Below are 12,637 nucleotides of genomic sequence, written 5' to 3'. Positions count from 1 at the left end.
AACATGGATAACAAAATTATCACCGTTACATCGCCTTTAAAGCATACTCTTTATGGATTTACAAATTACCATAGAGACTAATAATATGTGATTCAAATATTTGAAGAAAAAAATATGTCATACTTTATTAATAAAAATATAACGTTTATTATACAAGCACGTGTAGGTTCTAGTCGACTCCCCAATAAGATATTATTACCCTTTTATAAAGGCAAATGTATATTAGAGTTATTAATAGAAAAGTTGAGACAAATAGAGGATACAAACATTGTTGTTGCTACATCTATAAATCCTAATAATGATGTAATAGAGACTTGTTTAGATAAATATAATATCCCTATCTATAGAGGTTCAGAAAATGATGTGCTTCACGTTTTATAGCTCTTTCTATCTACCTGTTGCTTAATATATATCTTAAGGAAATTATAGGATAGAAATATATTCAAGCATACTTTATGGTGTAAAAACCAATGGCGAAGTAAACTGTAACAATAGTGAGGTATAGTATGTAATACCATAATTTGGAGAAATGATCCTTTTCAATCACTACTTACCTTAGAAGACTATGATTTTCAAGATAATCTAGTTTATTATTATATGTCGGATATCTCATCTAATAACAAACGAATTGCTAAAAATACATTAGCACTATATTTTAGAACATTTTTTTCATTAGTTGTGTCTCTTTATACAAGTCGTATAATTCTAAATGAATTAGGTGTAACCGATTATGGTATATATAATGTTGTTGGCGGTTTTGTCGGTATGTTCACAATATTGTCTTCATCGCTATCGGGGGCTATTAGCAGGTTTTTAACATTTGAATTAGGCAAGGGAAATATTGATAAAGTAAATAAAGTATTTTGCACATCAGTTAATATTCAAGTAATATTATCTATTTTAATTATTATTATATCAGAATCTTTGGGCTTATGGTTCCTAACTGAAAAGATGAATATAGAGCCAAGCAGAATATTTGCAGCGAAATGTGTATTCCACACATCTGTTATTGTACTTGTACTTGACCTTATAACGGTTCCTTATAATGCAATCATAGTAGCGCATGAACATATGAAGGCGTTTGCCTATTTGGGGATTATTCACATTTTATTAAAATTAGCGATAGTACTTATATTACCATTTTTCTCTTTTGATAAGTTAATATTTTATTCCTTTCTTCTTTTGTCTACCTATATAATTATACGCTTCTTAAATGGTATATATTGCAAAAGCCATTTTAGAGAAACGAATTGGCACTTTTATATAGACAAAACTTTAATGAAAGAAATGTTTGCTTTCTCGGGTTGGACTTTTATAGGTTCGTCATCTGCTATTTTAAGAGATCAGGGTTCAAATATCTTGCTGAATTTGTATGTAGGTCCAGTTGTAAATGCTGCTCGTGGTATAGCAGAACAGGTTAATGGAGCTGTAAATAGTTTTGCCTCTAATTTTATGACAGCTGTAAATCCACAAATAACAAAATCGTATGCAGCTAATGAAAAAGAATATATGCTTGACTTAATTTATAAAAGTGCTAAATTCTCATTATTCCTACTACTATTTTTATCTTTGCCAATTATGATAGAAACATCATATTTACTAACTATTTGGTTAAAAATAGTTCCAGAACACACTGTATGGTTTGTCAGATTAATCCTTCTTTATGCATTATGCGACTCTGCTTCTCGACCATTAATCACAGCTATTCTTGCTACTGGCAATATTAGAAATTATCAATTAATGATAGGAGCCTTTCAATTTCTATGTTTACCTTTATCATATATTCTTTTAGAAAACAGTTTTTTCCCAGAAATAACTCTTATAATTGCAGTTATTTTAAACTTCTGTTGTTTGATTGTCCGCTTGATTTTATTACGAAAAATGATAGGGTTAAAAGTAAGAAATTACATAAAGAATGTAGTTTTTAAAGTAAGTTTTGTAGGTATTATTTCTTCGGCCTTCCCTATTTATTTATCTTTAAATTTATCTAATAGCTTCTCATCTTTTATAGTTGTAACAGGTATAACATTATTTTTGACTATATTTGTAATTTATATAATAGGTTGTTCCTCATCTGAAAGAGAAACTATTAAAAGCACTATATATAAATTAACCAAAAAACTTATTTAATGAGTGAAAAACTAAGAGTCGATAGTAAAATACCCCAAGAATGTTGTGGTTGTACAGCATGTGTTGTTTCATGTCCTTTTGCGGCTATAAAGATGAATCCTGATGACTTAGGATTTAATTATCCTTTAATAGATAATAATCTATGTACTAATTGTGGAAAGTGTTTTAGAGATTGTCAGTTTATACCATCTTATAAAATTTTTAATGATTTTGAGGAGCCACTCGTATATGCTGCACGATTTAAAGATGAAAAGAAATTAAGAGAAAGTCAAAGTGGTGGTGTATTTTCTGCAATTGCAGAAGCAATACTTGCAAGAGGTGGTGTTGTTTATGGTGTTGCTTATTCTGAAAACTATAAAATTAGTCATTGTAAAATAACAAAGAAAGAGGCGTTAAATTCTATAAAGGGCTCTAAATATGTACAGAGTAACTTGGATGGTATATTTTTAGATGTAATTAATGAATTAAAAAATGATAAGCTTGTTTTATTTTCAGGAGTACCTTGCCAAGTTGAAAACTTAAGGAAGCAAACAGAAAGACTTAAAAGAGGGAAATTGATAACTATTGATATATTGTGCCATGGCGTTGGGGCTCCAAAGGTGTGGGAGGATTATTTACATTATCTTGAAATTAAGTATTCTTCCTCTTTGCAAAATGTAAATATGAGAAATAAGCTCTTAGGCTGGAAAGGTGGAATAGAAACATATACCTTTAAAAATAAAAAGAGGATTATAACAGAGTCTTACCTTTATCTCTATTTTTCGCATTACATCCAACGAGAGAGTTGTTTTAATTGTCCCTATACAAATTTAAAACGTGTAGGGGATATTTCATTAGGAGATTTCTGGCATTGGGAGAAAACGTTACATCAAGAATTTAGAGATAATAAAGGAATTTCTTTGGTTTTAATTAACTCGTCAATAGGAAAAAAAATATTTGAAGAAGCATCTAAACTCTTAGAAATATTACCAAGTAATACTAAAGAATGTATGCAGGATGTTTTAAGAAAATGCATACAGCCAAATATAAAACGTAAGAATTTCCTTAAAGACTATAAGAAAAGAGGATTCAAGTATGTAGCTCATAAATATGGAGATATGGGTAAGATTTATAAAACTAAAATATTTATAGCAAAAATACTTTCAACTATAAAAAAGAAATTATGAAAATAGGAATCATTACTTTTCAATGTGCACATAATTATGGAGCAGTCTTACAAGCTTATGCCCTAAAAGAATATTTAAAAACACTAGGGCATTCAGTAAATATAATTAACTATAGACCTCGCTACATAGTTAATACATATAAAAAAAATAATCTTAGAAATTGGTTATCAAGGAACCCTTATAAATGTATCATAAGGCTATTCATAGAGTTAATAGTAAAACCGATAAGAATTAAACGATGGTATGCTTTTGAAAATTTTATGAATAGATATTTAGACCTGCATCCTTATAAAAGAAATGAGGATTTTTCAGAATATAATGTTTTAGTGTTAGGAAGTGATCAGATATGGAATCCTGGAATAACTGGTGGGAGATTTGATGGAGTTTATTTTGGGAATGATGCTAAATGTAAAATTGTTTCGTATGCAGCAAGTAGTAGATTTGAAAAATTATCTAAACAGCAAAAAGATTTTTTTTCAAACGCTCTACAAAAATTAGAGCATATTAGTGTAAGGGAAGATTCTCTAGCAATTTTATTACAACCTTTAATTGATAAAGAAATTAAAATAGTTATTGATCCTACCCTTTTAGCTGGTAGAAGAATTTTTGACAAGATAGCTATACCATCTAAAAAGAATAAATACCTTCTTTTATACCAAATAGGACAATGGAAAGAACTAAATAGATTAGCAGTTGAAATTGCTAAAAAATTAAATCTTGAAATTATAGAAATTACATCACATCCAATAATACCCAAAAGTGGATTAATCCAAACAGCTTCTCCATCAGAGTTTATAGGATACTTTCAAAATGCTTCTTTTGTTGTTACAACATCTTTTCATGGTTTAGCATTTGCTCTTACATACAACAAAGAGTTTTATTGTTTAAAACAAAAATCAAATTCAGATTTAAGATTATTATCTTTACTGAATAAATTAGATCTAGACAATCGTTGCTTAGAAATAGGAGAGGAACCTAATTTTGAAGTAATAAACTATTCAAAAGTAAATGAAAAATTGAATAGAGAAGTAGAACTTTCTTTAAAATATTTAGAAATAGCACTAAATTAAAATTATAAATATTTTGTTCATATTCTTAAAGCTAACAGTGCAATTATAAGAAATGAGTAAGTGAATATTTATAATATTAACCTCCAAGATAAATAATCGTAAATAAATATTTAAATCATAGGAGTACGAAGTGAAAATTATAATTAGCCAAGAATATAAAAATGTATTATAGTCTCAAAGGTCTATTCCAAGTTTTTTATATTCTAGATTATAAATATTATTATATAAAAAATATTTCCTGTTGCTATTACAAATAAGAAGATTAATCCACCTTCTGAACTAACAAAGTCTTATATTATAAATAAAATAAGTGATGGTAAAACTATCTTTTATAATCCCAATGTATAATGCAGCGAAGTATATAGAACGATGTGTGGAATCTGTATATCATCAAGGGCTAAATATAAATGATTTTGAAGTTCTTCTTATTAATGATGGGTCAACTGATAATACATCTGTTGTTCTAAATAGAATGAAAGACTTTTATTCTAATTTGTCAATATTTAACAAAAGTAATGGCGGACAGGGTAGCGCAAGAAACCTTGGTATTGAGGTCGCTACTGGTGATTACATTATGTTTATTGACGCTGATGATTATTTAATAGACTATCAGATTAAAGATTGCCTCCAAAAAACAATAGACAATAATTTGGAGGTATGTTGTATGCGTATAAAACGTCTTTTACCTTCCGGTAAACCTGCCAAAGTTAATGCTCCAAATTTCTCCGAAGTAGAGGTTTATACGGGTTCATGGTTATTGTTGCATGGATATTTCCCAGCTTCAGTTTGTGCGCATTTTTTTAAGAGAGATTTTTTACTTCGTTCTGGTATACAGTTCTTGACGGATATTATGCACGAAGATGTAGACTTCCAGCTTAAGTTGTTTGCTCATATTAAACGTTTTATGTTCTGTCATGTATATGTTTATACGTATTATTATAATCCAGAATCAACTGATCGATTGATGGACATTAACAAACAAAAACGTTCAATTCTATCAGATTTGCAAATATGCAAAAATTTAGTAGATTTTAGTCTCAACGAATCTTTAAGTGATAAACTAAAGTCTTTCTATATAAGAAAATCAAATTCGCAGTTAATTGGCTTATGTTTACACCTAGCTAACAATAGAGATTTAAGTTATGAATTTAAGAGACAGTTCATGTGTAAGGCATATCAAATGCATCTCTTTCCTATTAAAGGAGCATGTTCTTCATGGAAAACATATATTTTGAAGTTTATTATTAATAATTTTGCGTATATATATGATAGGTTCTATAAATAAGAGCAAATGTGTTTCTCGTCAATCTAACATAGAAATATTAAGGATTGTTGCAATGTTATTAATTGTACTCCATCATTTATGTATTTATGGAATAGAAAGTGGAGGCTTTATAATACAAGCGCTTGATTCTATCACAATTATAGGGGTCAATATTTTTCTGTTGATATCAGGATTCTTTTCTATAAAACTTAGATGGAGTTCATTACTGAACCTTTTCTTTTTATGTTTATTTTTTAATCTACTTCATGTCTTTCTTGACTCAATATTATTTGATATAGTTCATACTCCTGGTGATTACATAAAAGCTTTTATGGCTTTTAGTCATCCTGGAGGATGGTTTATGAATGTATATTTTTGTTTAGTCTTATTCTCACCTTTACTTAACTTAGCTTTCAAACAAATGGATCAGAAATTGGATGTATTAATCTTAATATGCCTTTCTGTTATAAATGTTTATCTTGGCTTTTTTTTGCATAATGATGTCAATAATAGTGGGTACAACTTATCACAATTTATTTATATATATTATTTAGGGCACTTAATACATAAACATTTTAAAACGTTGTGTGAAATTAAGAAGAAATATTTTATATTATTATATTTGGTTTCTTCGTTTATAACTATTATTTTAAGTTATTTTGGAATGAAGTATTGGAATTTTCATTATTATAATTCTCCTTTTGTTATTATCTCTGCTGTTTGTGTTTTTAGTTGGTTTGCAAGATTAGAAATAAGAAACATCAAGTTTGTCAATGATGTCGCAAAATCTATGTTGGCTGTTTATCTTTTTTCGAATAGGGGTGGGATTGCAACACTTATTTATAAGTTAAGTCGAAATATCTATACTTTTTCCACTGAGGTTTTAGTAATTCTTGGATTCATTGCTCTTTTATTTGGGATTTTCGTATGTGCAATAGTGATTGATAGGTTTAGGATACTTATTTGTTCTCCTCTATTACGATTGTTAGATGTTAAAATAAAAACTACAGAATAGATATTTTTGTAAAATAAATAAAATTTTAAAAAGATGAAATATCAGGTTTTATCTATTGGTAAAAAAATACCTACTGATTTTATAAATATAGGGGACTATATCCAAGGGGTTGCTTCTGCACAGTTTCTTCCGCGGTTAGATGGATTTATAGATCGAGAGCTTGTTGGCAAATATGAAGGGGAGTTGTCTAAAGTAATAATGAATGGATGGTATATGCATTATCCAGAGAATTGGCCACCATCTAAACAAATCATTCCATTATTTGTAGCATTACATATAAACTCTAATTTTAAAGAGCAACTGCTTTCGCCTAAAGCTATTGAATATTTAAAAAAGTATGGGCCTATAGGATGTAGGGATTATTATACGATGAATATATTGAGAACTAAGGGAATTGATGCATTCTTTTCTGGATGTATGACATTGACTTTAGGTTGTTGTTATCATTCTGAGAAAAAAAACAATAAGATTTACTTTGTAGATCCTTATTTTAAAACTCCTTCCTCTCTTAAAGAATTTCTTTATAATTCTCTCTATCTACTGAAACACTGGAAAACGATTTGTGTTATAGCTTCTAAATTTGAATTTTACTGGCATAGAGGTTTTTTTCATAGAGTTGTAGTTACATCTTTTTATAGACAATATATTAAGTTGTTCTCAAAAGAGGTGTTGTTAAATGCAGAATATGTTTGCCAAGAAAGTAAACGATATAAAAATAATTTTAAGGATGAAGAAGAGCGATTTGCAGAAGCTCAACGATTAGTAGAAGAATATGCCCAAGCAAAATATGTTGTTACTTCAAGAATACATTGTGCTCTTCCATGTTTAGGATTAGAGACACCAGTAATATATGTTGAGAATAAACAACAATCAGACACAAGTGCATGTCGACTAGATGGTTTAAGAGAGCTTTTTAATATTATTGAAAATGACAATGGCGTGTTGCGATCTTTATTTCCAATAGAATTACCTTTAACATATAAAAGTAACTTTTCTAATAAACCGCTATGGTATAATATAGCTGAAAAGTTGAAAAATATATGTGAAAATTTTATTCAAGCAAAATGAAATACAATATTGCATATTGCATAGAAGGTTTTTATAACCATGGCGGTATGGAACGAATTTTATCAGTGTGTGCAAATCTTTTATCTGATATTTATTCGATAACGATAATTGTTGCTAATCAAAGGGGTAGGGAACATGCATATAATCTTGCACAGAATATTAATGTTGTTGATTTATGTGTAAGTAGTACAAATTATAAAGAAGAATATAAGAAATCGTTAACTCGATATTTACAAGATCATCGATTTAGTGTTGTAATTTCTTTAGCGGGATTAGAACTATTTTTTTTACCTCAGATAAAAGATGGAAGCAAAAAAGTTATGTGGTTTCATTTCGCATTTGATGTTTCGAAAATGTTCTTGAGCGAAAGATTCCATGGTTGGAAATTGAATTTATTATATTATATCCATACAATACGTAGAATTTATTTTGCAAAGAAATTTGATACAATAGTTGTCTTGTCAAAATCGGATTGTGACTCATGGAGTAGATTCTGTAATAATGTTAAATACATTTACAACCCAATCACAATCGATAGAAAGGTAATTTCTAATCTTTCAGAAGAATCTGTGATAGCGGTAGGACGGCTTGGATGGCAAAAAGGTTTCGACTTTCTTATAGACTCTTGGGTGTTGGTTGATGATAAACATCCAGACTGGCATTTGGATATTTTTGGAGAAGGTCCAGATAGATTAGAATTACAACATCAGATAGACAGAAAAGGGTTACATGATAAAGTGAGGCTGTGTGGTGTAACAAAGCAAATAGAAGAGGAGTATGGTAAACATTCGATTTATGTTATGAGTTCTCGTGCAGAAGGTTTTCCTTTGGCTCTATTAGAAGCATCTAGTTGTGGTTTACCTATGATATCTTTTAATTGTCATCAAGGTCCAAATGAAATTATTCAGGAAGGTGAAAATGGCTTCCTTGTAGACAAAGTAGGAGATATATATACTTTATCTGATCGTATTTGTAAACTTATAGAAGATAATAATTTGCGTAATATGATGGGAAAAAAAGCGTTAGATTCTTCTTTTAGATTTGAAGGAGAAGTTATTAAAAAAGATTGGATAAGTCTCTTGAAACAATTAATTTAAATGCATGAAATATAAAGAATGTCTAGATTATATAAGGAGTGACTATTATCGTATATACGGACAATGCGATGTCAACATCTTTAAAATGTGGATTACAACATGGTTAGATGGTGGATTTCACTTTTTGTTTTGGCTACGTTTGTCTAACTGTAATAATTTGTTGGTTGGAGGGGTAAGTCGTTTCTTTTATCAAATATTAGGATTGAAGTATCAAATTTCTATACACCGACAGACTAAAATAGGCTATGGACTAAGAATAGTACATAATGGACCTATAGTTATAAATGTTTCTGCAACGATAGGTGATAATGTTGATATTTATCAGTATACGACAATAGGTAGTATGTTTTTAAAAGCTGCTCAGATAGGAAATAATGTTTATATAGGTCCATCTGTTTGTATAGTGGAGGATGTAAAGATAGGAGATGGAGTAACAATAGGAGCAGGTTCTGTAATTGTAAAAGATGTAGAAGAAGGTTGTACTGTTGCAGGGAACCCCGCAAAAGTCATCTCACATAAGGAACCAGGACGCCTCGTTTGGAAACGATGGAATCGGGATTGGAATAAATATAATAAAAAATGAATCCACAAATATCTGTTATAGTTCCCGTATATAATGGAGAAAAGTATCTCCATGAATGCATCGATAGCATTCTTAATCAAAGTTTCACAGACTTTGAATTACTATTAGTTGATGACGGTAGCAAAGATGGCTCTGGTCAGATATGCGATAATTATGCAAAGAAAGATTATCGTGTACAGGTTATACATAAACAAAATGAAGGTATAAACGCTACTCGAAGACGTGGTGTACAGGAAGCTAAAGGCATTTGGATCTGTTTTTGTGATAATGATGATTCTTTACCAGCAGATGCTTTAGGCGATATGTCTCGCCTTACAGATAATACAGACATTGTTATTGGTTTTCCAGAAACACCATGCCATAAAAGGCAACTAACACTTACAGAATGTAGACAATTTCTAATATCTGGGAAACGAGTTCCACCAACACCATGGGCTAAATTATACAGAAGAAATATATTGTCGGACGATGTCTTTAACTTTCCCAGAGAAATAGACGGAGAAGAAGATATGATTATGAATATCCGCTTATTTTTTAAGATAGAACGTCCACCACGGTTTATATTTAAAAAAGTATACAATTTTCGACGTAATCCGATAAGTGTGTCTCATACAAAAGTTAGTAGCATTGAACATGAAGAAATTTTTGATTCTGTTCGTTCCCTATCTATCCCGCCCCATTTAAAAGAAACCTATATGCCATATATCTTGCATAGCAGGATAAATGGGTTGGTTGCTATTGCGGCTAACACTCCAGAAATTATATGTGTAAAAAGACACCCTTATATGAAAAGGCTTATGTATGATATCGAACAATACAATTATCATTGCTCCCCCATGGAATGGACTTTGTTACATACTACCTCTACTCTTTTGGTGAAGTTTATTGCTAATTTATGGATTATCTCTAACTTTATCAAATATCATACAGGATTAGTTAACTAAGCATTATTGATATACAAATACCTATAACTAAAAATGTTACTCTCCTTTATTATACCATTATATAACTGTCAAAACTTTATAAGGAATTGTCTTGATAGTATTTATAATACTATTAATTTAAACAAAGAGAACTTTGAAGTAATTGTTGTTGATGATGGTAGTACAGATGATAGCTATATAATATGTAAAGAATACGAGAATACTTTTTCAAATTTCCGGTTGCTAACTCAGAAGAATGCAGGTGTTTCCGCTGCAAGAAATAAAGGATTAGAAATCTCTAAAGGTAAATGGGTTTGGTTTGTTGATGGTGATGATAAAATAAGTTCTGAGGCAACGAGTTTAATTAATGAATTGAGTACGGATTTCTCGGAAAATATTGACTTAATTTGTTTCAATTATAATGTTGAAAATGAAAGATCTATAGATAAGATTGAAAACTTCCATCAGTCAAAAGAATATGATGGAGTAGGGTATTTAAGTCTTCACCATCGCCTCTATTTATGGGACAAAATTTTCAAACGTTCTGCTATTGGTAATATTCGTTTTCTAAATGGGACAAAGAATATAGAAGATATGTTATTTTGTTTGGAAACCATAGTTGATATGGATAAGATTTTTTGTAAGAACCTATATGGTTATACGTACAATAATCTTAATATAAACTCGACTTCACGATGTCGAAATAATCGAAATCTTATAAAGCTGAGCCAGGATTCTTTTACCATACATACGGTCCTTAATCAATATTTAGAAACAAAAGATGGAGATAAAAGAAAAATCTTGTCGGAAATAGAAAATTTTAGTATCATTGGGCATCTATATAGTCTTATTCGATTCTATTCATTAAATAGTTTGCGACGGGGAATAAAGAAATATCGTTCACAAGGACTTTTTCCTTTAAGGTTTACATATAATAGGAAAGCTAACTTGTTTGTATTATTGATTAATTGTGAAACTGTAGTTCTTCTGATAAAGAGAATAGCTGATCTTTTTACAATTAAAAGATAATATTTTTTATGAGATTATAATTATGGCTATATACATATTACTTTTCTTTATCCCTGTTATCCTATATTTCTATTATAATAAGAAGCAACAGGTACCCTATAAACCATTCTTAATCTTTTTTGTTGCGTTAGCTTTATTTGTTGGATTGGGTGATATGTTAGGTGGTTATGACCGTTATATTTATGGTGATCTTTTCGATAATTTAGCAGATGGCTTAAAAGTAGGAATCTCTACCTCTTCTTCTAGCTTATTTATTGCTTATCATTCCGAATTCGGATATGTAGGTTTAAATTGGCTTATAGCCCATATTACAAATAATAGGTATATTTTTATATTCTGTTATACTATATGTATGTATGCTATTATTATAGAATGTTTTAAAAAATATGCGAAGAACTACTACTTAGCGTCTATTTTGTTTATGGCTTTGATTTTCTTCTTTTCGTTTACGTATCTGCGACAAATGTTTGCTGCTGCAATTATAGGACTATCTATAAAGTATATTATCGAAAGAGAATTCTTAAAATTTTGTGCTATACTTCTTATTGCTTTTTCATTCCATAATTCAGCTATTATATTCTTTCCAATGTACTTTATTGCAAATAAGAAGTACTCGAAAACACATATATTGTTGTTAACGTCTGTATGTTTTATTATAGGTGTTAGCGGAATAACAAGTGGCCTTTATAATCTCTTTGATGATATTTCTTCTCGTGGAGCTCATACTGATTATGCTGTTCAAGAGGACACACGAGTTGCCTACATTTTAGAATCAGGATTTTTTCTTTTTTTTCTAATTAAGTCTTATAAGTATTTACCAAATATCAGGCAAAGTATTGTTTTATATAATATAGCCTTAGGATTTTGTACTATTTTATTATTGTTTATTCGGTCTGAGAACGGAGGACGCTTAAGTTGGTATTTTGTATATGGGTTAATATTTTCTCTGACACAGTTATCGACTACCAATTATGGGAAGAAAATAAAGATGGGCTTACAGCTTTCTATTGTTGGCTTTGTCCTTTTCTTGCGTATTCTCACGTCATGGGGAGTTTTATTGTATCCATATAAAACCTTTCTGACTAATGGGCATAGAGAAAATGATTATATCTTCAATAAGTATGAATACGATGATGGATATGATAGAGATAAATTCTATAGATAACAGTTAAGGAAATGTTGATAACTGTATTTACTCCGACATATAATCGTGCAGACCTTTTGCACCGTTTATATGACACTTTAATTCTTCAAACATATAAGAATTTTGAATGGGTTATAGTAGATGATGG

General features: G+C 29.8%; 13 protein-coding genes. All 13 read left to right on the top strand.

Features of this window, described 5'->3' with window-relative positions; translation table 11 throughout:
* Positions 1 to 114 precede the first annotated feature (114 nt).
* A complete protein-coding gene (locus tag HXN26_RS04590) occupies positions 115 to 381 on the top strand; it encodes a cytidylyltransferase domain-containing protein (RefSeq protein WP_273159069.1) in 267 nt (88 codons plus the stop codon).
* A 216-nt stretch (positions 382 to 597) separates the two neighbouring features.
* Positions 598 to 2,130 (top strand): oligosaccharide flippase family protein, encoded by a 1,533-nt coding sequence (locus HXN26_RS04585; RefSeq protein WP_273159067.1) that lies wholly within the window; start codon positions 598 to 600, stop codon positions 2,128 to 2,130.
* Positions 2,130 to 3,296 (top strand): Coenzyme F420 hydrogenase/dehydrogenase, beta subunit C-terminal domain, encoded by a 1,167-nt coding sequence (locus HXN26_RS04580; RefSeq protein ID WP_273159065.1) that lies wholly within the window; start codon positions 2,130 to 2,132, stop codon positions 3,294 to 3,296. Before HXN26_RS04585 ends, HXN26_RS04580 begins: the two co-directional genes overlap by 1 nt.
* Positions 3,293 to 4,366, top strand: coding sequence for a polysaccharide pyruvyl transferase family protein (locus tag HXN26_RS04575; protein WP_273159062.1), 1,074 nt, complete (start codon positions 3,293 to 3,295; stop codon positions 4,364 to 4,366). The genes HXN26_RS04580 and HXN26_RS04575 overlap by 4 nt, the downstream gene beginning before the upstream one ends.
* Before the next feature lie 313 nt (positions 4,367 to 4,679).
* Positions 4,680 to 5,651: a glycosyltransferase family 2 protein gene (locus tag HXN26_RS04570; RefSeq protein WP_273159061.1), complete on the top strand. Its 972-nt coding sequence runs from the start codon at positions 4,680 to 4,682 to the stop codon at positions 5,649 to 5,651.
* A complete protein-coding gene (locus HXN26_RS04565) occupies positions 5,632 to 6,645 on the top strand; it encodes an acyltransferase family protein (RefSeq protein ID WP_273159059.1) in 1,014 nt (337 codons plus the stop codon). Before HXN26_RS04570 ends, HXN26_RS04565 begins: the two co-directional genes overlap by 20 nt.
* 33 nt (positions 6,646 to 6,678) lie before the next feature.
* The gene (locus HXN26_RS04560) at positions 6,679 to 7,713 is read left to right on the top strand and encodes a polysaccharide pyruvyl transferase family protein (RefSeq protein WP_273159057.1); all 1,035 of its coding nucleotides are present in this window, start codon (positions 6,679 to 6,681) and stop codon (positions 7,711 to 7,713) included.
* Positions 7,710 to 8,810, top strand: coding sequence for a glycosyltransferase family 4 protein (locus HXN26_RS04555; RefSeq protein ID WP_115083358.1), 1,101 nt, complete (start codon positions 7,710 to 7,712; stop codon positions 8,808 to 8,810). The genes HXN26_RS04560 and HXN26_RS04555 overlap by 4 nt, the downstream gene beginning before the upstream one ends.
* 85 nt (positions 8,811 to 8,895) lie before the next feature.
* Positions 8,896 to 9,393, top strand: coding sequence for a serine O-acetyltransferase (locus HXN26_RS04550; RefSeq protein WP_337954476.1), 498 nt, complete (start codon positions 8,896 to 8,898; stop codon positions 9,391 to 9,393).
* Complete coding sequence (locus HXN26_RS04545) at positions 9,390 to 10,337, top strand: glycosyltransferase family 2 protein (protein WP_273159052.1); 948 nt, start codon at positions 9,390 to 9,392, stop codon at positions 10,335 to 10,337. Before HXN26_RS04550 ends, HXN26_RS04545 begins: the two co-directional genes overlap by 4 nt.
* Before the next feature lie 33 nt (positions 10,338 to 10,370).
* A complete protein-coding gene (locus tag HXN26_RS04540) occupies positions 10,371 to 11,345 on the top strand; it encodes a glycosyltransferase family 2 protein (protein WP_273159050.1) in 975 nt (324 codons plus the stop codon).
* Positions 11,346 to 11,367: 22 nt separating this feature from the next.
* Entirely contained in the window at positions 11,368 to 12,510 is a 1,143-nt protein-coding gene (locus tag HXN26_RS04535) for an EpsG family protein (protein ID WP_273159048.1), read from the top strand.
* 11 nt (positions 12,511 to 12,521) lie between these two features.
* A partial coding sequence (locus HXN26_RS04530; RefSeq protein ID WP_273159094.1) for a glycosyltransferase occupies positions 12,522 to 12,637 on the top strand: 116 nt, incomplete at its 3' end.

The organism is Prevotella aurantiaca, from assembly GCF_015262605.1.
Taxonomy (GTDB): Bacteria; Bacteroidota; Bacteroidia; order Bacteroidales; family Bacteroidaceae; genus Prevotella; species Prevotella aurantiaca.
This window is presented reverse-complemented; position numbering and strand designations above follow the sequence as displayed.